Raw genomic sequence first — 21,816 nt, 5'->3', positions numbered from 1 at the left:
GGATGCGAGGCCGAAGCCACCTTGGGGTGCCGACCTCAGTGAACGCGGACGATGATCTCGGAGTGGCCGACCCGGATGACGTCGCCGTCGGCGAGCTGCCACTCCTGGACCGGAGCGTTGTTAACGGTGGTGCCGTTGGTGGAGTTCAGGTCCGACAACAGCGCGACAGCACCGTCCCAGCGGATCTCCAGATGCCGGCGCGACACCCCGGTGTCGGGCAGCCGGAACTGGGCGTCCTGGCCGCGACCGATCACATTGGCACCCTCACGGAGCTGGTAGGTGCGCCCGCTGCCGTCGTCGAGCTGCAGCGTCACCGCCTGGGCGGCGGCGTACTCACCCGGGCCGGCCGGCGGGGGGTACCCGGCGTAGCCGGCCTGCTGGCCGCCACCCTGTTGTCCGCCGCCCGGTTGTCCGTAGTCGTATTCAGCGGCCGGGGGCGGCGGGTAGCCGCCCTGGTCATAGCGGCCGTACTCGGGCTGCCCGTACTCCGGGCGACCGTAACCGGGCTGTTGATAGCCCTGGTCGGGATAGGCCGGACGGGACTCGGGCCGCCCGTAGCCGGGCTCGTCGTAGCGGGGAGTCGGGCGCCCCTGGTTGTAGTCATAGTCTCCGGCCGGCGGCCCGTAGCCGGGGGGCGGTCCGTACTGCGGCTGGCCGTAACCGGGCGGGGGCGCCTGGCGGTAGCCCTGGTCGTAGCCGGGGGCGCCATAGCCGGGGGCGCCATAGCCGGGGGCCGGGGGCCGCTGCTCGTATCCGGGCGGGTAGTAACCGCCCTGATCCGGGTAGGCCGGGCGGGGCGGATAGCCCTGCTCGTAGTTGGGCGGGTAGCCCTGTTCCGGATGGTAGGGGGCACGCGGCTGCTCGGGTGCGGCCGGACGCGGCTCATCCTGCGGGTAGCGCTGCTCGTCGTAATACTCGTCGCCGGGACGCCCCTGGCCCTGGCCGTAAGGATTGTCGGTCATCGCTGGTGCTCCTGGTTCTGCGGTGTACGCATGGTTCGATTCTGCTGGTCTGGGTGCCGGGGCGGACAGGCGGGGGTCATGGCGGGCGGCCACGTCGGGGTTGACGACCGCGCGGGCCCGGTACTGGCCGGTGTGCAGGCTCTCCGACCGGTCGAGACGGACGACCACCTCACCATACGTTTGCCACCCCTGCTCCTGAAGGTATTCCTCCAGGTGTTTGGCGAAGGCCTCGGTGGTGAGATCGCGATCCGCGCTCAACTTCTGGAAGTCGGACACACTGAGGGTAATGACGTATTCGTTGGGAACCAAAGACCGTCCGCCCGCCAACGCCCGGACGCCGTCGGAGGCCTCCCGGCGCAGCAGGGCTTCCAGTTCCTGCGGGACCACCGATCCGCCGAATACTCGGGCGAACGCATCCCCCACGCCGTCCTCCAGCATGCGTTCGATGCGCTGAACCAGCCCCTTCTGGTTACTCATCGACGCGCATCCACCTCCGGTTCAGGGCGGTCGACCGCCAGTGCTCATGGTATCGGCCGGGCTGTGCAGACTGGCGGCAGGAGAACCCTGAGAATCGTATCGCCGCAGGTCAGCAGTCACTACCGTGGTTGCAGGGCGAGCCTTCGATCGTGATACGCTCCCCCGGTTGTTTCGGGCGAGTGGCGGAATGGCAGACGCGCTGGCTTCAGGTGCCAGTGTCCTTCGGGACGTGGGGGTTCAAGTCCCCCTTCGCCCACAGTTCTATGAGCTGCGAACACTGAGGTCACGAACTCGAAAGAGGTCGTGACCTCAGTGTTTTGTGGGGCGCCCGTGGGCGCGGTCATTCCGGACGCCGTTACCGCTCAAGGCGGCCTCCTGTTACTCGGTCGGCTTCAGCGTAGTGAGCCCGCGACCCTCCCCTGGAGAGGTCCCTCCAGCAAATGTTTTCGTGTGAGGGCGGTGTCGCCGGATCGCCCAGCCGGAGAGGGTGAAATGCCTGACAGTCCGCGGTTCTTGCGCGCCGATTCCGGGGTGACGGATGTTACCTGAGATATTGCTGAGAATCAGCCTCTATTCATTGTCAACAAGTTTCAAAAAGTGAATTGACGCAGTTCAAACCCGCCGAAATACTGTGCCGATGGAGGGGTCAACGGGGGATTACGGACTTAGCGACAGGGCGACAGTCGACGCCGTCCTACGCGATCTCACCGCTTTGACAGATCGCTGGGAGGCCGATCTGGCAGCGGCTGAAGCCGTCACCTACAGCGTGGATATGGGCGATATTCACGCGGTCGCGAACGCCGACGGCAAACTCATCGAGCTGACCCTGCACCCCGATGCGATGGTGATCTACAGCCACACCGAACTGGCGGAACGGCTCAACACCGCGTTCGCGGCGCTCCGGGATGAGGCGCTGTGTGACCATGAGGCCCGCTACGGCGAGGGTCTTCAATGATCCGGGGGCGGTCGTGCCACTGAATCTGTCAAACCGGGACCAAAACTCGGGTCACCTGTTTTACAACCGCCGCCTGCGGGCCGCCATCACCCGGTTCTCGGTGCGGATGAAACATGACGACCGCAAACAGCAGGCCGCGCTCGCCCTCTCCGCAGTGTTCGTCGCCCTGGTCTGTGGATGGATGGCCCTGCTGCAGGTGATGAAGCCGGCCGGCCTGGCCGGGCAGTCTCCGATAATCGGAAACCGCTCCACCGGCGCGCTGTATGCGAAAGTCGACGGACGGTTGCACCCGGCGCTCAACCTCACCTCGGCCCGGTTGGCCACCGGAAGCCCAGCTGCACCGACCTGGGTGACGGCGTCGGAGATCGACAAGTACCCCACCGGACCGTTGATCGGCATCCCGGGACTCCCGGGAGAACTTCCAGTGTCCGGTGACCCGGTCTCGGCCTGGGCGGTCTGTGACACCGCGTCTGCCTACGGCGGCAATGCGGCGCCGACGGTCACCGCGATCGCCGGACAGCTCACCGGTGCGGGTCGAGCCCAGGTGATGACGGAGAACCAGGCCGTGCTTGCCACCCATGACGACGCCACCTACCTGATCTGGAACGGCAGAAGGGCCCGGATCGACCCAGGGGACCGAGCGGTCACCTTCAACCTCGGGCTCGACACCGCGGCAGTCCACCCCGTTGCCATCTCCAATGCGCTCTTCGATGCGATGCCCGCGACTGAACCCCTGGTCGTTCCCACGGTTGCGGGGGCGGGTAGCCCGTCGCGGCTACTTCCAGGTTCGGTCGTCGGCCGTGTCCTCCAGACCCGCGACGCCGCCGGAACGGTCAACGGGTTCTATGTGCTCCTGGCCAACGGGGTTCAGAAGATCACCGCATTCGTTGCCGACCTCTTGCGCGCCGCCGACAGCCACGGCGTGACCCAGCCGCAACTGATCGCACCGGACACCCTGGTCCACATTCCCGAGATCGATGGTCTTGAGGTGGACTTCTATCCCACCGGGCGGCTGAGTTTCATCGACACCGTTGCCAACCCGGTCACCTGCGTGAGTTGGACCAAACGCGGTACCGACCGGCAGGCGGCGGTGTCGATCTTCTCCGGACGTGGCCTGCCGACACCGCAATCCCTGGATGACCGCATCGTCAGCCTGGTGCGCGACAGCCGCGGTCCGGACTCGACGGAAGCGCAGCACACCCTGATGATCCCGGGCGCGGCCAACTTCGTCGCATCGACAGGTGGCGGCCTCGTCGGTGACACCCGCGAGAGCCTCTTCTGGGTGTCGCCGCAGGGCGTCCGGTATGGGATCGAAAGAGACCGAGAGACGTTGAGCGCGTTGGCAATAGATCCCGATCGCGCCGCCCAGGCGCCATGGCCGCTCCTGCGTACCTTCGCGGCCGGGCCGGCGATCACCCGGTCCGATGCCCTGGTGTCCCGTGACTCGATAACGCCGCTGGGGTCGGGGCGAGGGATCACCAGTAACGATATGTCGCCGATGGCCGGCGGGGATGGCTGAGATGACGAAGAAAGGGTTCGTCCGGGGCGTTCGGGCACCCGTCCCGATGGTTTCGCCGCTCCGCGTTGCCGTCCCAGCACCACTTGCTCTGCCGGAGCGCGAGCCGCGCAACCTCCTGCTGATGATCGCTGCCCCGGCCCTCCTGGTGGGAATTCTGGGCACGATCCTGGTGATGTACACGTCCGGAGTGCGATCCCTGCAGTCCGGACTGTTTCCGTTGATCGGACTCGTCGGGTTCGGCTCGTTGATGTTCAGTGGCCGGCTCGGTCGCACCCGCCGGATCACCTGGGGTGAACAGGAGAAGCAGCGCAGGACCTACCTACGTCGGCTCGACGAGGACCGCGCAGAGATTCAGCGGGCTGCCCACCAACAGCGCAGCAGCCAGACCTTCGTGCACGGCGATCCGCAGCAGCTCGCTCATGTGATCGGCGGACCGCGGATGTGGGAGCGGCGGCCGGCCGATCCGGACTTCCTCGATGTGCGACTCGGCACCGGCGTTCAGTCGACCGCGGACTCCGGTGTATCACTGCAGTGGCCCGACGTCCCGGTCGGCGAAGAACTCGAGCCGGTTACCGGTCGGGCGCTGCGCGATTTCATGCTGGAACAGAGCAGGATTCGCGGCATTCCGAAAGTGCTGAGTCTGTGTTCGCAACCTGGATTCAGCTTCATCAGTGACGATGTGACGCAACTGCGGGCACTGACGCGCTCACTGCTGTGCTCGGTGGCAGTCCACCACAGTCCCGCTGATGTGAAGCTGCTGGTGGTGACCCGGCATCCAGAACAGTGGTCGTGGCTGGTGTGGCTACCGCATAACCAACACGACGACATGGTCGATGCCTGCGGGCCGCGGCGGCTGGTGTTTGCCTCACCGACCGAGCTCGAGGAGGTACTCGATGCCGAACTACACCGCAAGGGGCGCGGTCCATGGACCCCACCCGTCGGGGCCGGCCCGATCGCGGCGCTGTCGCCGACGAACGCCGCCGGTCCGCCAGGACTGGGACCGCATTGGGTAATCGTCGATGACGGCACCGGCACACCGGAGCAGTGGGAAGCCGTCACCGGCCAGAAGGGGATGGCCGGGATAACCGTGCTACGACTTGCCGCACGGACCGGAACCGGCGTCGGATTCGGCCGCGACGAGCAGAGCTTCGAACTCCGGGAGGGCCGCCTGACCCATCGCGGATCCTTCTATGCCGTCGCTGATCTGCTCCCCGAGAGCACGGCCGGTCGCTACGGGCGGACGATGGCGCGTTGGTCGCCGGCTATCGCTGCCGAACTCCCCGAGACTGACGGCGGGGGCGGGGAACTGTTGCGAGCCTTGGGTATCAGCGACCCCAGGAACCTTGATATGGACCGGTTATGGGCGGAGAGCCGAGGCCGAGGAGATGCGCGCTGGGCGATGATTCCTGTCGGTGTTCGCCCCGGTGGTGATCTCCAGCATGTCATTCTGCGGGCGAAGGACTTCGGCGGTTATGGCTTCCACTCGGTGGTCGTCGGCACTTCAGGCTCGGGAAAGTCCGAATATTTCCTGTCGTTGTGCAACGGGATCGCACTGACACATTCACCGGAGACCTTCATCGTCATCTTCGTCGATATGAAGTTTGAGTCAGCTGCCCAGGACCTCGAAGGATTGCCGCATGTGGTGGGTTCGCTGTCTAATCTCGGCAGCGATGAGCGACACCTTGCTGAGAGGATGCGCAAAGCGATAGACGGCGAGCTGGCCCGCCGCTACCGCCTTTTCAAGGACGCCGGGGCCAGGGACGCCAACGAATACGAGGAGATGCGGCTGGCCGGCCGTGACCTCGAGCCGGTACCGATCCTGCTGGTGATCATCGATGAATACCTCGAACTCTTCCATCACCATCCGGACTGGATCGATCTCGTCATACACATCGGGCAGGAGGGACGCGGCTGCAATGTCTTCTTCACCCTCGGGGGACAGCGCCTGGATCTGTCCTCGTTGAGCAAGGCCAAGAGCAACATTGCCTTCCGGGTCGCGCTACGGGCTGAGACGGCCGAGGATTCCCGAGACCTCATCGGTAGCGATGCCGCACTGCACCTGCCGTCGAAGGAGAATGGCTACGCACTTCTCAAGGTCGGTCCTCGCGAACTTGAGCAGTTCCGCTGCTTCTACGTCTCAGCACCCTTCGTCGTCCCGAAGCTCCCCAAACCGGACACCGCGGTCTCGGTCTCCTTCACCCAGCCTCGATCACTGAACTTGGAGTACCAGCCTCTCAGTGCTGAGGACAACCGTGCACTTGCGGCCGCCGACCAGCCGGACGAGCCAGACAGATACCTCTATCACCAAGACGGATTCAAGAAGATGAAGCTCCTCGACGTCATCCGTGAATCACTCGCCGCGCATCCCGCCCGACCGCCGCACCGCATCTGGCTACCGCCCCTGGAGGTCAGCGAGCCCACCGACGCACTCGTGGAACGCTTTCGCGGTAAGCCATGGTGGGCTGATTATGGCGACAATCCCGGCCTGGTCTTTCCGGTGGGCATGGAGGACTTTCCCGAGGACCACGCCCAACGGGTGCACGTCATCGATGCCGAGATGGACAATGTCATCGTCGTCGCCACCGCGCAGCGCGGGAAGTCAACGACCCTCATGTCCTTGATCACCGCGGGTGCGCTGATGTACCGGCCGGAAAGGCTGACGTTCTTTTGCGTCGGAGCGGCGCTATATCCGATCGAGGCGATACCTCATGTGGCCGGAGTCGTCAGTGTCACCGACGCCGAGGGAGTGTCGCGAACCCTGGCGACGGTTGAGGGGGTGATCCGCGCCAGGGAGGCTGCATTCAAGCAATTCCAGATAGACATCGCAGAGTTCCGGGAGCGCAGATTTGGGGCACTGCGAAGTCATGACACCGATCTGGGAGACAAGTTCGGCGACGTGTTTCTCGTCATCGACAACTTCGCAGATCTCTACGAGAAGGATGCCGGCGCCGGAGACCGGGTGATAGCTATTGCGCGACAGGGGCTTTCCTATGGGGTCCACATCATCACCAGCGCAAGCGGTTGGTTGGTAGGGCAGAAGCAGGCCTTACTGAACGTCGCCAACGCCAGAATTCAGCTGCGACTGAGCAATCCGGACGAGACTGCGATGGGCACCGGGATGGAGCACCGCCGCGCCGCTCGCAACACCGTGGACCGGCCCGGATTCGGCGTCACCAGAACCGGCCATGAACTGCTCATCGGGCTTCCCGAACTCCGTGGAAACGATGGCGAGGCCATTCCCACCCGGGAGATCGGCGCTGCCATCACCGGACTCACCGGAATGGGCAAGGTGGAGACGCTGGCGCGGCTGCCCCGGCGGATTCCATTGCGCGACATCCTCGCTGCCCACCGAAGTACGGCCGCGGACGAGTTTGATATTCCGTTCGCGCTGGGGGAGAGCGCACTACAACCCGTTGCGTTGCCGGCCGGCCAACTGCCGCATCTGCTCGTGATGGGCCGGCAGGGCTGCGGCAAGACCAGCGCGCTGGCCGCCATCGGCCAGGCGATCGCAGCCGGGCTGTCGCCCGAGCAGGCTCAGATCACAATCATCGATCCGAAGACCACACTGATTGGCCGGATCGCGGGGCCCGCTGTCCGGGCCTACGCATATACCGCTGTCGACATCGACAGCGCGCTCGCAGAACTCGCCGACATCATGGCCGGTCGCCTGCCACCACCGGGCCTGACACAGGCTGAGCTCCTCGGCCGGAGATCCTGGGAAGGTCCGCACCACTTCGTACTCATCGACGACGAGCAGGAACTTCGCGCCGGCGGCGCAATCGGGCAGCAGGCCGCCACGGCCCCGCTGTGGAACCTCATCGAACGGGGCCGGGAGATCGGTCTGCACGTGATCGCCGCCCGGCTGCCCGGAAACTGGGCTGGCGTATCGGCGATGAACCCATTCCTCCAGAAGCTCACCGGCGCCCGGACTCCGACGCTGTTTATGGATAACGATCCCGTGGCGGTGAAGGTGTTCGGCCGGACCAGCGCCGCACAGCTGCCACCTGGCCGGGGACTGCTGGTGGGCACCGACGGTGCGATAGAGGGTGTGCTGGTCGGTATGCCCGACTAGAGCCAGGTATCCGGGCCGGAGGTGGTCAGGAATGACTCGAGGTCATCACGCCACTGCGCCGGAGTGTTCTTGTCCGGCTCGATTCCGGTGTACTCACCGCGATAGAACAGCAGTGGTCGGGGTTTCACGCTGGGCACCTCGGATAGCGACTGCACGGCGCCGAACACCACGAAGTGATCACCGCCGTCATGCACCGACGCCACCGTGCAGTCGATATGAGCCAGTGAGCCGTCCAGTACCGGGGAGCCCAAACCGCTTTCATGCCAGTCGATCCCGGAGAACTTGTCAGGTTCCCTCGACCCGAACCGGGCGCACACCTCGCGCTGCGCCTCGGTCAGGATGTTCACACAGAAGTGCCCGCTGGCCTCGATCGCCTGCCATGACCTCGACATCTTGGTCGGGCAGAACAGCACCAGTGGCGGGTCCAGTGACAGTGCAGCGAAGGACTGGCAGGCAAAACCGTTGGGCTCGCCCTCATGCATGGTGGTGATGATGGTGATCCCGGTGCAGAACTGGCCGAGTACCTGACGGAACGCGCGAGGATCGATCGGTTCAGCCGACATGGCGGTCAGTCTTTGCGTGCGCCGACGGTGAAGTCGTGGCCCCACAGGCTCACCGCGGTGCTCTCCCGCGCGACCCAGTCGTCATCGTCGACCGTCAGACCCTCGCAACCGAATTCGATGTCGAATCCGCCCGGGCTCTTGATGTAGAAGGACAGCATCTTGTCGTTGACGTGCCGACCCAGGGTGGCCGACATCGGCACCTTGCGCCGTAGCGCACGGTCCAGGCCGAGTCCGACGTCGTCGCTGTTCTCGACTTCCATCATGATGTGCACGATGCCGCTTGGCGTCGGCATCGGCAGGAACGCGAGGCTGTGGTGGCGTGGGTTGCAACCGAAGAACCTCAGCCATGCCGGGGCGGCATCGGCGGGCCGTCCGACCACCTGCGGCGGGATCCGCATCGAGTCGCGCAGGTGGAACCCGAGCACGTCCCGGTATAATTGCAGTGCCTCGGCGTCGTCCTTAGTGGACAGCACGACATGGCCAAGGCCCTGTTCCCTGGTGACGAAGCGGTGGCCGTACGGACTGACAATCCGGCGGTGCTCCAGGGCGGCGCCGCAGAACACCTCCAGCCGGTTACCGGACGGGTCGGCGAAGGTGATCATCTCGTCGACGCGGCGATCGGCCAGTTCCGCGGCAGTGCCCTCCTTGTAGGCAACACCCTCCACATCGAGTGCGTCCCGGACCTGCTGCAGGGCAGCGGAATTCGCGCACTCCCAGCCGGCTCCGGCCAGCCGGTCGTGCTCGCCGGGAACGATCACCAGCCGCGCCGGGAAATCATCCATCCGCAGGTACAGCGCGCCGGGCGTCGAACCGGTGCCCTCGACCATGCCGAGCACCTTCAAACCGAAATCGCGCCACGCCGCGACATCGGTCGCCTCGATCCGCAGATACCCCAATGAACTGATCGCCGTCACTTCACTCCCAGGAAGTCGATGGTCAGCTTGTTGAACTCGTCGAACTTCTCGACCTGGGCCCAGTGACCGCACTGCCCGAAGACGTGCAGCTGGACCCGGGGAATCTGCTTAAGCGCCACCAACGCACCGTCGAGGGGGTTGACCCGGTCTTCGCGACCCCAGATGAGCAGCACCGGCTGCCGCAACTTGTAGACCTCGCGCCACATCATGCCCAGCTCGTAGTCCGGGCCGGCGAAGGACTTGCCCATCGCCCGTGCTGCCGCGAGCGACTCCGGTTCGCTGGCGATGGCGAACCGCTCGTCTATCAACTCCGGGGTGATCAACTTCTGGTCGAAGACCATGATCCGCAGGAAGCGCTCCATGTTCTCCCGCGTCGGATCGGCGTTGAACCGGGCCAGCAGCTTGACGCCCTCGGTCGGGTCGGGGGCGAACAGGTTGACGCTCAGCCCACCCGGACCCATCAGCAGAAGCTTGCCCGCGCGGTCCGGGTGGTCCAGAGCGAAGCGCACCGCAGTGCCGCCGCCGAGCGAATTGCCCACCAGGGCAGCCCGATCGATGCCGAGCTGGTCGAACAGTGCCAGTACGGCTTCGGCGCTGTAGCGGTTGTACTGCTCGTGTTCAGAGTGCTTGTCGGAGTGCCCGTAACCGGGCTGATCGATGGCGATGATGTGGAAGTGCTCAGACAGAACCGCGATATTGCGGCCGAAGTTGGACCAGCTCGACGCACCGGGGCCGCCACCGTGCAGCAGCACGACAGTGGGGCCGTTGCCGGCGCCGGCTTCGTGATAGTGCAGCCGCATATCGCGACCGCCGGATCGGACCTGCGCGAAGCGCGAGGTGGCCTCAAAGGTCACATCCTGCTGGGCCATCCCGCGATTAGACCATCGTGTCGCCGATGGGCAACCCGAATTCCTGATTGCCGTACATGACGTAGGCCCGCTCGGCGTCGTTGGCGGCGTGCACCCGTCCGGCATGCGCATCGCGCCAGAACCGTTGCAGCGACTGGTCGTTGTTGAGCGCGGTAGCCCCGGCCGCCTCGAAGAGCCGGTCGATCGAGGCGATGGCGCGCTGACTGGCGCGCACCTGATCGCGACGTGCCCGGGCACGCAGCTCCATCGGGACCTGCTCGCCGGCACAGAGTAGGGCGTACTCCTCGGCGAGGTTGCCCGACAGCTGCCGCCAGGCGGCGTCGATATCGCTGGCCGCCTCGGCGATGCGGATCTTGGCGAACGGGTCATCCCTGGCCTTCTCGCCGGCGAAGGCAGCCCGGACACGCTTGCCCTGATGCTCGACGTGGGCGTTGTAGGCGCCGTAGGCCATGCCGACGATCGGGGTGGAGATGGTGGTGGGATGCATGGTGCCCCAGGGCATCCGGTACACCGGGGCGGTGTTGTTCTTCAATCCGCCGGCAGTGCCGTCGTTCATCGCTCCGTAGGACAGGAAACGATGCTTGGGAACGAACACATCCTTGACCATCAGCGTGTTGCTGCCGGTGCCCTTGAGGCCGACAACATGCCAGTCGTCGCGAATCTGGTAGTCGCCCAGCGGCATCAGGAAGCTTCCGAAGTCGACCGGCCGGCCATCCTTGATGACGGGCCCGCCGGCGAAGGTCCACGTCGCATGGTCGCAACCGGAGGACCACAGCCAGGTCCCGTTGACCAGGTAACCGCCGTCGACCACCTGGCCGGCGCCCATCGGGGCGTAGGAGGAGGAGATCCGCACCGACGGATCGGCACCCCAGACATCCTCCTGGGCCTGCTGATCGAACTGGGCCAGGTGCCAGTTGTGCACGCCCAGAATTCCGGTGGCCCACCCGGTGGAACCGCAGGCGCTGGCGATCCGGCGCACGGCCTCGAAGAACACCGTCGGGTCACACTGCAGGCCGCCCCACTGTTCGGGCTGCAGCAGCTTGAAGAATCCGGCCTGCTCGAGGTCGGCGACCGACTCGGCGGTGAGCCGGCGCAACTCCTCGGTCTTGGGCGCCCGCTCCCGCAGTGCGGGCAGCACCTCGTCGATAGCCGCCAAAACCGTCTGCGCGTCGCGCTGTTGAATGGACGTCATTGATGCCTCCCAGAAGAGCAGTTCTGACCCTCAGACTAGAACACGTTACGATTTGTGTCGAGCAGGACGTTTGCGTAGCTGGTAGTTCACCAATTTGTCATTTCTGTAACGTGTTCTAGTTCTGGAAGGGAGTGGTTCGGCCCATGGCTTCCACCGGCGATCCGGCCACCGTCATCGTCCACCTCGACGGGCAGACCCACACGGTGTCGTGGCCGCGCGGCGAGAAACTTCTCGACGTACTCCTGGACAGGGGAATCGAGGCGCCGTTCTCCTGCCGGGAGGGCCACTGCGGGGCCTGCACCGTGACAAAGGTCAGCGGTGAGGTCGAGATGGAGGCCAACGACGTGCTTGAACCCGACGACCTCGCCGAGGGGCTGATCCTGGCGTGCCAGGCCCATCCGATTTCCGACGACGTCGAGGTGACCTACGACGATTAGTCGAGCGCCGAGCGTGAAATTATTTTCACGCTCGGGCCCCACTGTGAAGTTGCCGTCACGCCTGCGGCGGCGGTCAGCGCGGCAGTCCGAGTAACCGCTCGCCGGCCATCGTCAGCAGGATCTGCTCTGTGCCGCCGGCGATCGACAGACACCGGGTGTTCAAGAAACTCTGCACCGCGCGGTTGTCGACCAGGCCGCCGCCGGCGGAATGGTCCATCCGGAACTCCTCGAGGCTCTGCCGGTAGCGCACCCCGATCAGCTTGCGCACACTGGCTTCGGCGCTGGTGTCCTGCCCGGCGACAGCGAGCTGGGCGATGCGGTGATCCAGCAGCGAGCCGATTTGCGCGGCGAGCAACAGATCCCCGAGTTCGGCGGCCAGCGCGGAATCGATGCCCTCCTCGCGCAGAACCCTCAGCATCTCCTCCATCGGGTTGCCCAGTGATGTGCCGTGTGCCATGGCGACCCGCTCACTGGCCAGTGTGGTGCGTGCCAGCCGCCAGCCGTCGTTGATCTGGCCCACCACCATCTCGTCGGGGACGAACACCTCGTCGAAGAAAACCTCGTTGAAAAGCTCGTCGCCGGTGATTTCCCGCAGCGGCCGGATCACCATGCCGGGAGAGCGCATATCGACCAGGAAGTAGGTGATGCCCTTATGTTTGGGCGCATCCGAATCAGTGCGTGCCAGACAGACGCCCCAGTCGGCCTTATGTGCCGCAGAGGTCCACACCTTCTGACCGGTGAGTTTCCAACCCCCTTCGGCGCGAACGGCCTTGGTGCGCAGCGCGGCCAGATCCGATCCCGCTCCCGGCTCGCTGAACAACTGGCACCAGATCAGTTCGCCGCGCAGGGTGGGCGGCACGAAGCGGTCGATCTGCGCAGGCGTGCCACCCTCGAGGATCGTCGGCACCGCCCACCATCCGATGACGAGATCCGGGCGCTGGACGCCGGCGCGGCCGAGTTCCTGGTCGATGAGCAACTGCTCGGCCGGAGACGCCGCACGACCATAGGGCTTCGGCCAGTGCGGTGCCTGCAGGCCGGCGTCGGCCAGTGCCCGCTGACGCTTCTCGACTGGAAGAGCGGCCACCTCGGCGACCGCGGCGGCGATCTCGGGCTGTAGATCGGCGACGGAGTCCAGGTCGATGTGCAACTGGCGGCGCACCCCGTCGAGGGTCAACTCGGTGACCCGCCGTAGCCAGTGGTCGCGACCGCCGAGGAACTGCCCGATCGCCAGTGCGCGGCGCAGATACAGATGCGCGTCGTGCTCCCAGGTGATGCCGATCCCGCCGAGTACCTGGATGCAGTCTTTGGCGTTGGCGCGGGCCGCCTCGATACCGATCCCCGCGGCGACGGCCGCGGCGATGGACAACTGGCTGTCATCGGCGTCGGACGCTGCGGTTGCCGCGTCCGCTGCGGCGACGGCAAACTGCTGGGAGCGCAGCAGCATCTCCGCGCACATGTGCTTGACGGCCTGGAAGCTGCCGATCGGCTTGCCGAACTGCTCGCGGACCTTGGCGTACTCCGCGGCGGTGTCCAGGGCCCACCGGGCGACGCCGGCCGCCTCGGCGGCCAGCACGGTCGCGGCCAGGTCGGTGTACCGGGACCGTGACACCTCAAGTCGGGTAGCCGGCACCGAATTCAGGATGACCCGCGCAAGTGGGCGGGAGAAGTCGGTGGCCTCGTGCTGCTCGACCGTGACGCCGTCGGCGCCGGCGTCGACCATGACGACGTGGTCACCCACCGGCAGCAACAGCACACCGGAACTCTGGCCGCCGAGTACGAACTCCGCCGACCCGGACACCCGGCCGGATTCTTCGCGAAGCTCGGACTCCACGGCGAAGCCGGCGCTGGCCTGGCCGGTCGAAAGATCTTGCAGAACTGCCGGATCGGTGATGACCAGGGTGGCCAGTGCCGTTCCGGCGACCGGCCCCGGGATCAGTGCCCGGGCTGCCTCCTCGACCACCGCGCACAGGTCAGCGACCGTCCCGCCGGCGCCGCCGGACTCCTCGGCGACGGCCATGCCGAACAGGCCGAGCTCGGCCAGTCCGCGGTACAGCGGCTGCCAGGCGTCAGGAGCGCCGAGTTCGACATCGCGCACCGCGCCGGGCGCGCCGGCGCCGGCGGCCCAGCTCTGCACAAGATCGCGAGCGGCGGACTGTTCGTCTGTGATGGTGGCGGACACCGTCGGCTCCTCAGGTCGGTGAAGCGATCCCGTTGACAGCGACGGATCACTAGAACGTGTTCTAATAGTGCCAGTGAGGAAGCGTCAAGTCGACGGGCATCACCGCAGCGCAGCGGCTGCACCGGGTGCCCGGACGAGGTGCCGCGACCGAGCGTGATGCGTATCGTTTTGCCCTGCCGCTACGCCGAGAAGGAGTCGTGACAGCAATGTCGTCGCCTGGGTCGCAGCCACGCGATGTGCTGCCGGTATCGGTGCTTCCGGAGTCCGAACTCGGCTCCGAGGCTCAGCGGGAGCGCCGTAAGCGCATCCTCGACGCCACCCTGGCAATCGCGTCCAAAGGTGGCTATGAGGCGGTCCAGATGCGGGCGGTGGCCGATCGGGCCGATGTCGCCGTCGGCACCCTGTATCGCTACTTCCCGTCCAAGGTGCACCTGCTCGTCTCGGCGCTGGCCAGGGAGTTCGAGCGGATCGACGCCAAAACCGACCGCTCAACCGTCCTCACCGGCAGCCCCTACCAGCGGCTCAATTTCATGGTCGGCAAGCTCAACCGGGCGATGCAGCGCAACCCCCTGCTGACCGAGGCGATGGCCCGGGCCTATGTCTTCGCCGATGCTTCGGCGGCCGGCGAGGTGGATCACGTCGAGAAGATCATCGACAGCATGTTCGCCCGCGCGATGAGCGACGAGCCGACCGAGGATCAGTACCACATAGCCCGGGTGATCTCCGATGTGTGGCTGTCCAATCTGTTGGCCTGGCTGACCCGCCGGGCTTCGGCCAGTGATGTCAGCAAGCGCCTGGATCTGACCGTCCGGCTGCTGATCGGAGACGAGGAGAGCGCTTAAGTACTTCGGTACCGGGTACTCGGGTACCGGAGAGCGATCCGCGGTCCGGGCCGTCCTCGCGACCGGCCTGTTGTAGCCTTATTGAAAACGATTGTCGTTTTCATGGGAGGTTTGCGGTGGGCGGATCAGCTTCGCCAGTCCCGCGCGTCATCCGAGCCGGGTTGGCGGTGCTCGCGGTGGCCGGACTGACCGCGTGCGGCGGAGGTCGACAGACCGAGCCGAAAGATGCCGCCACGAACATGCCGGCGGTGGTTGCCTCCACCGACGTATGGGGCAGTGTCGCCGAATCGGTCGCCGGTAACGACGCCAATGTCGCGGCCATCATCACCAGCCGCTCAGCCGATCCCCATTCCTTCGAGGCCAGCCCCGCCGATGCTGCGGCAATCACCGATGCATCAGTGGTGGTCTACAACGGTGGCGGCTACGACACCTGGGTCGACACGGTGTTGGAGAATCACCCGTCTATCTCCACCGTCGACGCGTACACGCTCCTTGACGCGGCCGCCGTCGGGGAACCCGCTCCGGCAAACGAGCATGTCTTCTACGAACTCAACACCGCCAAGGCGGTGGCCAATCAGGTCGCCGACCGCCTAGCCGAGGCCAACCCCGCGAAATCATCCGAATACCGCACCCGCGCAGAGGATTTCGGACGCACTGCCGACGCAATTCTGCAGAAGGAACGCGCCGTGGGCGCCGATCGCCCGGGTACCGCCGTGGTGGCCACCGAGCCGGTTGCGCACTACCTGCTGCGCGCTGCCGGCCTGACGGACATGACCCCTGCCGGGTTCATCGGTTCCGTCGAGCAGGACACGGATCCGGCTCCGGTCGACGTGGCGGCGATGCTGGACCTGATCACCACGCGCCAAGTCGCGGTGCTGCTGTACAACGACCAGACCGCGACGGAGGTCACCAAGAAGATCCGCGCAGCCGCGGACAGCGCAGGCATCCCGGTGGTTCAGGTCACCGAGACGTTGCCGGCCGGCGTTGACTACCTGACCTGGCAGTCCGACACTGTTGACCGCCTGGCCGCAGCTCTGCGACAGAATCCATAATCGGTAATCGTGTCCGCTGAGGTTGTCGCACTGTCCGGTGCAAGGCTTGCATTCGGCGACCGGGTGCTCTGGGATCACCTGGACCTGGCCGTGTCGGCCGGCGAGTTCATCGCCATCCTCGGCCCGAACGGGACGGGCAAGACCTCGTTGTTCAAGGTGCTCCTCGGACAGCTACCACTGAGCGCCGGTACCGCATTGATCGACGGTCGTCCGGTACAGCAGGGCAGCGATCTGATCGGCTACGTGCCCCAGCATCGGTCCGTCGATCGCGGCCTGACCCTGCGGGGCCGCGATCTGGTCCGGCTCGGCGTCGACGGCCACCGCTGGGGTGTGGCCTCGCTGCGCTCAGCTGACCGAAAGGCCCGCCGCGAGTCAGTCGACCGGGCCCTGGCCCAGGTGCACGCCCTCGCACTCGGGCCGGTTCCGGTCGGAGTGATGTCCGGCGGAGAGCTGCAGCGGGTGCGGATCGCCCAGGCACTCGCCAGCGATCCCGTCCTGCTGCTGTGCGACGAGCCTCTGCTGAACCTGGACCCCGCCAACGCACGACTGGTCGCCGAGCTGATCGACCGCCGCCGCCGCGCCGGCACCGCGGTGATGTTCGTGACCCACGAAGTCAACCCGGTGCTGCCCTATGTCGATCGGGTGCTCTACCTGGTGGGTGGCCGCTTTCGCATCGGAACCGTCGCAGAGGTGATGACCTCGCAGACCCTCTCAGAGCTCTATCAGGCCGACATTCAAGTCGTACAGGTTGGTGACCGCTACGTCGTCGTCGGCGAGCACCTCGACCACTCCGGCCATACCCATGGGCACACCCATGAGTGACAAGCTGGGTCATCTGTTGGACAACCTGCTCGCATTTGACGTCACGGCCGATCTGCTCAGCCGCGACTTCGTTCAGCAGGCACTGATCGCCGCGGCACTGCTGGCGCTGGTGGCAGGTTTGATCGGACCCTTCATCGTCATGCGGCAGATGTCCTTCGCGGTCCACGGTTCCAGCGAACTGTCCCTGACCGGTGCGGCGTTCGCACTGCTGGTGGGCCTCAACGTGGGCCTCGGCGCTCTCGTCGGGAGTGCCTTGGCGGCAATACTTTTCGGCTTCCTCGGCCAGCGGGCACGCGAACGCGACTCAGCCATCGGGGTGGTGATGGCGTTCGGGCTCGGACTTGCGGTGCTGTTCATCCACCTCTATCCCGGCCGCGCGGGGACCAGCTTCGCCTTGCTGACCGGACAGATCGTCGGGGTCGGCTACAGCGGCTTGGCATTACTCAGCGCGGTCACGGTCCTGGTGGTGGTGGTGCTGGTGATCAGCTTCCGGCCGTTGCTGTTCGCCACCGCCGATCCCGAAGTCGCCGCGGCCCGCGGGGTGCCGGTCCGAGCACTGGGCATCGTGTTCGCCGCACTGGTCGGGGTAGTCGCCGCCCAGGGTGTGCAGATCGTCGGCGCCCTGCTCGTCATGTCGCTGCTCATCACCCCGGCTGCTGCCGCAGCACGGATCTTCACCTCGCCGGGCGCGGCCATCGCCGCGTCGGTCGTGTTCGCCGAAATCGCGGCGGTTGGTGGCCTGGTGCTCTCGCTGGCACCCGGGGTGCCGGTGTCGGTGTTCGTCACCACCATCTCGTTCGTGATCTACCTGGTGTGCTGGGCGGTGGGCCGTCGTCACCATGACCCCGCGGCGGCGTAGCGGCCTAGGCTTACCCCCATGCCGTCCGTCGACCTCAATGCCGATCTCGCCGAGGGGTACGGGGTGTGGGAACTCGGTGATGACGCCGCCATGCTCGATATCGTCACGAGCGCGAACCTGGCCTGCGGCTTCCACGCCGGAAATCCGGTAGGACTTGTCCGCACCTGCCGGGCCGCTGCGGAGCGTGGAGTGCGGATCGGTGCACAGGTGGGATACTTCGACCTGGCCGGATTCGGTCGTCGTCGGATTGACGTCGATCCCGATGAGCTCGCCGCCGACGTGATCTATCAGATCGGCGCGTTGCAGGCGCTGGCCCGTGCCGCAGGCTCCATGCTCGGCTATGTCAAACCACATGGCGCGCTGTACAACACGATTGCGAAAGACCGCGATCAGGCGTCGGCCGTCGCACATGCCGTGCATTCCGTCGACCCCGGACTGCCGGTGCTCGGACTTGCCGGTTCGGCGTTCTTCGAGGAGGCGGGAAGGTTGGGGTTGCGCACGGTTGCCGAGGCGTTCGCCGATCGTGCCTACCGCCCCGACGGCCAACTGCTGTCACGCCGGGAAGAAGGAGCGGTGCTGCACGACCCGGATGAGATCGCCGAGCGGGTGTTCACGATGGTGACCGCCGGACAGGTCACCGCCGTGGACGGGTCGGTAATCGGCATTCAGGCGGAATCGGTTTGTGTTCATGGGGATTCACCGGGTGCGGTGCAGATCGCAACAACCGTGGCCGACCGGCTGCGCGCCGGCGGGATCAGTCTGGCAGCGTTCGCCTGATGCGCCTCAAGCTCGGCCGGCCTGATATCGGCGGGTACCGAGAGCGGTTCGATGTGCCGTCGGCCTCCCCCGATTCCGCCCTGACGGTGATGTGGCTCGGAGTTTCCACTGTGCTGGTGCGGGACGGCACCACCGCACTGCTCACCGACGGCTTCTTCTCCCGGCCCGGACTGCTAGAGGTCGGGCTCGGCAGGATCAGGCCCTCGCTGCCGCGAATCGACGACGCATTGCGCCGGGCCGGGATCGACCGGGTGGTTGCCGTGCTACCGGTGCACACCCACTTCGACCATGTGATGGACAGCGCGGTGGTGGCCGAACGAACCGGCGCGGTCGTCGTTGGTGGTGAGTCGGCGGCCAATGTCGCTCGGGGACAGGGGCTTCCGGACAGCAGGATCATGGTGGCCGAGCCCGGCGACCGGATGGATTTCGGCGACTTCGGTGTCACCCTGATCGAATCGGAGCACTGCCCCCCGGATCGTTTTCCCGGCTCGATCACCGAGCCGGTGGTGCCGCCGGTCAAGACTGCCGCCTATCGATGCGGTGAAGCCTGGTCCACCCTGATCCATCACCGGCCGACCGGGCGGCGGCTGCTGATCCAGGGTAGCGCCGGGTTCCGCCGCGGCGCCTTGGAGGGCCGGCGGTCCGAGGTCGCCTACCTCGGAGTCGGACAGCTCGGGGTACAGCCGGTGAGCTACATCCAGCGGTACTGGGACGAGACCGTCCGAACACTCGGAGCCCGAACGGTGGTGCTGATCCACTGGGACGACTTCTTCCGTCCACTGACCGAGCCGCTGCGCGCGTTACCGTATGCCGGAGACGATCTCGACGTCACCATGCGGGTGTTGGGAGCATGCGCAGAGCGCGACGGTGTGGCGTTGCATTTGCCGCAGCTCTGGCACCGGGCCGACCCCTGGGCGTGAGGTGATACCCGGGCTCGACCCAACCGGAGCATCCGGTCCTAGTGCCTACGCTGGCGGGCGATTTCGGCGAGCAGCACTCCGGCAGCGACGGATGCATTGAGTGACTCCGTCGGCCCGGCCATCGGTATCGAGACCACCTGATCGCAGTTCTCCCGCACCAGCCGGGACAGGCCCTTACCCTCTGAGCCGACCACAACGCATACCGGCCCGGACCCGTCGAACTCGTCGATTGCGGTGTCTCCCCCGGCGTCCAGACCGACGATCAGCACGCCGGCGTCGGACCACTCCTTCAGCGTCCGGTTGAGATTTGTGGCCCGGGCGACCGGAACCCGTGCGGCCGCGCCGGCACTGGTGCGCCATGCGACCGCGGTCACCGATGCCGACCGGCGCTGCGGGATGAGAACGCCGTGGCCGGCGAAGGCCGCGACCGACCGGATGATCGCGCCCAGGTTGCGCGGATCGGTGATGTTGTCCAGGGCCACCAGCAGCGGGGGTTGCACATCGGTTGTCGCCGATGCCAGCAGATCGTCGGGATGCGCATAGGCGTACGGCGGCACCTGAAGGGCGATCCCCTGGTGCAGGCCGTTAGAGCTCATCCGGTCAAGGTCGGTGCGCGGTACCTCGAGGATCGGGATACCCCGATCGGCGGCAAGGGTGACCGACTCGGTCAGCCGCTCGTCGGCCTCGGTGCCCAGCACCACGTACAGCGCGGTGGCGGGAGCATCGGCCCGCAGGCACTCCAGTACCGGGTTGCGGCCGAGCACCGTCTCGGTCTCGTCGACCGGTTTCGACGATGCCCTGCGGGCCTGCATGGCAGCCCGCCGGGCCGCGGGATGTCCGGTGCGTTTATGTGCGGGCGGGGTCGCGCCCCGGCCCTCGAGCCCGCGCCGGCGCACACCACCGGAGCCGATGGTCGGACCCTTTTTGGTGCCTTCCTTGCGGATCGCCCCGCGGCGCTTCGAGTTTCCGGCCATCTAGGTCACGTCCTGTCCAAGTAGTGCCCATTGCGGTCCGTCGGAGGTATCGGTCACATCGATACCGGCGTTTTTGAGTCGATCGCGGATCTCGTCGGCCTGCGACCAATCGCGATCGCGACGGGCATCGTCGCGGCGGTGAAGTTCGGCACGGACCAGCACGTCGACGGCGGCCAGGGCGGCCGCCGTCTCATCGCGGGTCTCCCAGCGTTCATCGAGCGGGTCGCATCCGAGAATGCCCATCATGGAGCGGATTTCGCCGGCTTTTGCCAGCGCAGTCTCGTGGTCACCGGCTTCCAGCGCCCGGTTGCCGTCGGCCCGGGCGGCATGCACCTCCGCCAGTGCGGCGGGAACTGCGAGGTCGTCATCGAGGGCGGCGGCGAACTTCGCGGTCCATGTCGTAGGTGTCACTGCGCCAACCCGGGTCCGGACCCGGTGTAGGAACTCCTCGATGCCGGTGTATGCCTTGGCGGCGTCCTGCAGTGCGGTCTCGGTGAACTCGAGCATCGACCGGTAGTGGGCGCTGCCCAGGTAGTAGCGAAGTTCAGCGGGCCGGACCCGTTGCAGTACGGCCGGAATCGACAGCACGTTGCCCAGCGACTTACTCATCTTCTCCCCGCCCATGGTGACCCAGCCGTTGTGCAGCCAGAACTGGGCGAAGCCATCGCCGGCGGCTTGCGCCTGGGCGATCTCGTTCTCGTGGTGGGGGAAGACCAGATCCATTCCGCCGCAATGGATGTCGAAAGCCGGGCCGAGGTACTCGTGAGCCATGGCCACGCATTCCGAATGCCAGCCGGGCCGGCCGCGGCCCCACGGAGTCGGCCACGACGGCTCCCCGGGTTTGGCGCCCTTCCACAGGGTGAAATCACGTGGGTCGCGCTTTCCGGTGCCCGCTCCCTCGCCCTGGTGGACATCGTCGATCCGGTGCCCGGAGAGTTTCCCGTAGTCGGGAAAACTCAGCACGTTGAAGTAGACGTCGCCGTCGCCGTCCCGAACCGAGGGGTAGGCATGGCCGCTGTCGATCAGCCGCTCGATGAGTTCGACGATCTGGGTGATGTGTCCGGTCGCGCGGGGCTCGGCCGACGGCGGCAGTACGCCGAGGGCGTCATAGGCGGCCGAGAAGGCCCGTTCGTGTGTGGCGGCCCACTCCCACCACGGTCGGCCGGCTTCAGCGGCCTTGGTCAGGATCTTGTCATCGATATCGGTGACGTTGCGGATGAACGCCACGTCGTATCCCTTAGCCATCAGCCAGCGGCGCAGGACATCGAAGGCGACGCCGCTGCGAACGTGCCCGATATGGGGCTGGCTCTGCACCGTGGCGCCGCACAGATAGATCGACACCTGCCCGGCGCGCAGCGGCACCAGCTCGCGCACGGCACCGGTGTAGGTGTCGTGCAAACGAAGGCCGGTGGCTCCGGTGGTCACGACGTG

17 protein-coding genes, 1 tRNA gene and 1 pseudogene are annotated in these 21,816 nt (G+C 66.3%); 11 read left to right on the top strand and 8 right to left on the bottom strand.

Features of this window, described 5'->3' with window-relative positions; translation table 11 throughout:
* Positions 1-35: 35 nt before the first annotated feature.
* Complete coding sequence (locus tag ACR2JI_RS10500) at positions 36-1,439, bottom strand: FHA domain-containing protein (RefSeq protein ID WP_526390011.1); 1,404 nt, start codon at positions 1,437-1,439, stop codon at positions 36-38.
* Between the two features lie 173 nt (positions 1,440-1,612).
* Here ACR2JI_RS10500 and ACR2JI_RS10495 point away from each other — a divergent pair.
* The 4 genes from ACR2JI_RS10495 to eccCa all read left to right on the top strand — a co-directional run bounded on the left by ACR2JI_RS10495 (position 1,613) and on the right by eccCa (position 7,985).
* Positions 1,613-1,695: transfer RNA gene (locus ACR2JI_RS10495), tRNA-Leu, on the top strand.
* 381 nt (positions 1,696-2,076) lie between these two features.
* Positions 2,077-2,394: a DUF2710 family protein gene (locus ACR2JI_RS10490; RefSeq protein WP_526390010.1), complete on the top strand. Its 318-nt coding sequence runs from the start codon at positions 2,077-2,079 to the stop codon at positions 2,392-2,394.
* A 13-nt stretch (positions 2,395-2,407) separates the two neighbouring features.
* Entirely contained in the window at positions 2,408-3,913 is a 1,506-nt protein-coding gene (gene eccB / locus ACR2JI_RS10485; protein WP_526390009.1) for a type VII secretion protein EccB, read from the top strand.
* Between the two features lies 1 nt (position 3,914).
* Positions 3,915-7,985, top strand: coding sequence for a type VII secretion protein EccCa (gene eccCa / locus ACR2JI_RS10480; RefSeq protein ID WP_526390008.1), 4,071 nt, complete (start codon positions 3,915-3,917; stop codon positions 7,983-7,985).
* Here eccCa and hsaB read toward each other — a convergent pair.
* From hsaB to hsaA, 4 genes are read right to left on the bottom strand one after another with little or no spacing between them, the layout of a single operon-like run.
* Positions 7,982-8,548, bottom strand: a complete 567-nt coding sequence (hsaB, locus tag ACR2JI_RS10475; RefSeq protein WP_526390007.1) for a 3-hydroxy-9,10-secoandrosta-1,3,5(10)-triene-9,17-dione monooxygenase reductase subunit — start codon at positions 8,546-8,548, stop codon at positions 7,982-7,984. The two genes, eccCa and hsaB, sit on opposite strands and share 4 nt — an antisense overlap.
* A 5-nt stretch (positions 8,549-8,553) precedes the next feature.
* Positions 8,554-9,462 (bottom strand): iron-dependent extradiol dioxygenase HsaC, encoded by a 909-nt coding sequence (hsaC, locus tag ACR2JI_RS10470; protein WP_526390006.1) that lies wholly within the window; start codon positions 9,460-9,462, stop codon positions 8,554-8,556.
* A complete protein-coding gene (gene hsaD, locus ACR2JI_RS10465) occupies positions 9,459-10,331 on the bottom strand; it encodes a 4,5:9,10-diseco-3-hydroxy-5,9,17-trioxoandrosta-1(10),2-diene-4-oate hydrolase (protein ID WP_526390005.1) in 873 nt (290 codons plus the stop codon). The genes hsaC and hsaD overlap by 4 nt, the downstream gene beginning before the upstream one ends.
* Positions 10,332-10,338: 7 nt before the next feature.
* Positions 10,339-11,523 (bottom strand): 3-hydroxy-9,10-secoandrosta-1,3,5(10)-triene-9,17-dione monooxygenase oxygenase subunit, encoded by a 1,185-nt coding sequence (hsaA, locus tag ACR2JI_RS10460; protein ID WP_526390004.1) that lies wholly within the window; start codon positions 11,521-11,523, stop codon positions 10,339-10,341.
* Between the two features lie 161 nt (positions 11,524-11,684).
* Here hsaA and ACR2JI_RS10455 point away from each other — a divergent pair.
* A pseudogene (locus tag ACR2JI_RS10455) lies at positions 11,685-11,960 on the top strand (2Fe-2S iron-sulfur cluster-binding protein); the annotation flags it as partial.
* 73 nt (positions 11,961-12,033) lie between these two features.
* Here the strand turns inward: ACR2JI_RS10455 and ACR2JI_RS10450 are convergent.
* Positions 12,034-14,139, bottom strand: coding sequence for an acyl-CoA dehydrogenase family protein (locus ACR2JI_RS10450; RefSeq protein WP_526390003.1), 2,106 nt, complete (start codon positions 14,137-14,139; stop codon positions 12,034-12,036).
* A gap of 206 nt (positions 14,140-14,345) precedes the next feature.
* On the opposite strand from ACR2JI_RS10450, the gene kstR reads away from it, so the two are divergent.
* From kstR to ACR2JI_RS10420, 6 genes are all read left to right on the top strand, one after another.
* A complete protein-coding gene (gene kstR, locus ACR2JI_RS10445; RefSeq protein WP_526390057.1) occupies positions 14,346-14,981 on the top strand; it encodes a cholesterol catabolism transcriptional regulator KstR in 636 nt (211 codons plus the stop codon).
* A 116-nt stretch (positions 14,982-15,097) separates the two neighbouring features.
* On the top strand, positions 15,098-16,033 hold the full coding sequence (locus ACR2JI_RS10440; RefSeq protein WP_526390002.1) for a metal ABC transporter solute-binding protein, Zn/Mn family: 936 nt from the start codon (positions 15,098-15,100) through the stop codon (positions 16,031-16,033).
* 9 nt (positions 16,034-16,042) lie between these two features.
* Entirely contained in the window at positions 16,043-16,855 is an 813-nt protein-coding gene (locus ACR2JI_RS10435; RefSeq protein ID WP_526390001.1) for a metal ABC transporter ATP-binding protein, read from the top strand.
* A complete protein-coding gene (locus ACR2JI_RS10430) occupies positions 16,848-17,714 on the top strand; it encodes a metal ABC transporter permease (RefSeq protein ID WP_526390000.1) in 867 nt (288 codons plus the stop codon). The genes ACR2JI_RS10435 and ACR2JI_RS10430 overlap by 8 nt, the downstream gene beginning before the upstream one ends.
* 18 nt (positions 17,715-17,732) lie before the next feature.
* Positions 17,733-18,491 carry a LamB/YcsF family protein gene (locus ACR2JI_RS10425; RefSeq protein WP_526389999.1) on the top strand — a complete coding sequence of 253 codons (759 nt, stop codon included), beginning with the start codon at positions 17,733-17,735 and terminating at the stop codon, positions 18,489-18,491.
* Entirely contained in the window at positions 18,491-19,411 is a 921-nt protein-coding gene (locus ACR2JI_RS10420) for an MBL fold metallo-hydrolase (protein WP_526389998.1), read from the top strand. The genes ACR2JI_RS10425 and ACR2JI_RS10420 overlap by 1 nt, the downstream gene beginning before the upstream one ends.
* A 38-nt stretch (positions 19,412-19,449) precedes the next feature.
* On the opposite strand, the gene rlmB is transcribed toward ACR2JI_RS10420, so the two are convergent.
* Both rlmB and cysS read right to left on the bottom strand, forming a co-directional pair.
* Positions 19,450-20,385 (bottom strand): 23S rRNA (guanosine(2251)-2'-O)-methyltransferase RlmB, encoded by a 936-nt coding sequence (gene rlmB, locus ACR2JI_RS10415; RefSeq protein ID WP_526389997.1) that lies wholly within the window; start codon positions 20,383-20,385, stop codon positions 19,450-19,452.
* On the bottom strand, positions 20,386-21,810 hold the full coding sequence (cysS, locus tag ACR2JI_RS10410; RefSeq protein ID WP_526389996.1) for a cysteine--tRNA ligase: 1,425 nt from the start codon (positions 21,808-21,810) through the stop codon (positions 20,386-20,388).
* Positions 21,811-21,816 lie beyond the last annotated feature (6 nt).

This window comes from Mycobacterium sp. (genome assembly GCF_051006775.1).
Lineage (GTDB): Bacteria > Actinomycetota > Actinomycetes > Mycobacteriales > Mycobacteriaceae > Mycobacterium.
The sequence above is the reverse complement of the archived record's forward strand: the minus strand, read 5'-3'. Positions and strand labels throughout refer to the sequence as shown.

What these genes read in the sequence shown, in the direction of transcription:
- ACR2JI_RS10500 (WP_526390011.1), bottom strand. Translation starts at nt 1,439, where the DNA reads ATGAGTAACCAGAAGGGGCTGGTTCAGCGCATCGAACGCATGCTGGAG.
- ACR2JI_RS10490 (WP_526390010.1), top strand. Translation starts at nt 2,077, where the DNA reads ATGGAGGGGTCAACGGGGGATTACGGACTTAGCGACAGGGCGACAGTC.
- eccCa (WP_526390008.1), top strand. Translation starts at nt 3,915, where the DNA reads ATGACGAAGAAAGGGTTCGTCCGGGGCGTTCGGGCACCCGTCCCGATG.
- hsaB (WP_526390007.1), bottom strand. Translation starts at nt 8,548, where the DNA reads ATGTCGGCTGAACCGATCGATCCTCGCGCGTTCCGTCAGGTACTCGGC.
- hsaD (WP_526390005.1), bottom strand. Translation starts at nt 10,331, where the DNA reads ATGGCCCAGCAGGATGTGACCTTTGAGGCCACCTCGCGCTTCGCGCAG.
- hsaA (WP_526390004.1), bottom strand. Translation starts at nt 11,523, where the DNA reads ATGACGTCCATTCAACAGCGCGACGCGCAGACGGTTTTGGCGGCTATC.
- kstR (WP_526390057.1), top strand. Translation starts at nt 14,346, where the DNA reads ATGTCGTCGCCTGGGTCGCAGCCACGCGATGTGCTGCCGGTATCGGTG.
- ACR2JI_RS10430 (WP_526390000.1), top strand. Translation starts at nt 16,848, where the DNA reads ATGAGTGACAAGCTGGGTCATCTGTTGGACAACCTGCTCGCATTTGAC.
- ACR2JI_RS10425 (WP_526389999.1), top strand. Translation starts at nt 17,733, where the DNA reads ATGCCGTCCGTCGACCTCAATGCCGATCTCGCCGAGGGGTACGGGGTG.
- ACR2JI_RS10420 (WP_526389998.1), top strand. Translation starts at nt 18,491, where the DNA reads ATGCGCCTCAAGCTCGGCCGGCCTGATATCGGCGGGTACCGAGAGCGG.
- rlmB (WP_526389997.1), bottom strand. Translation starts at nt 20,385, where the DNA reads ATGGCCGGAAACTCGAAGCGCCGCGGGGCGATCCGCAAGGAAGGCACC.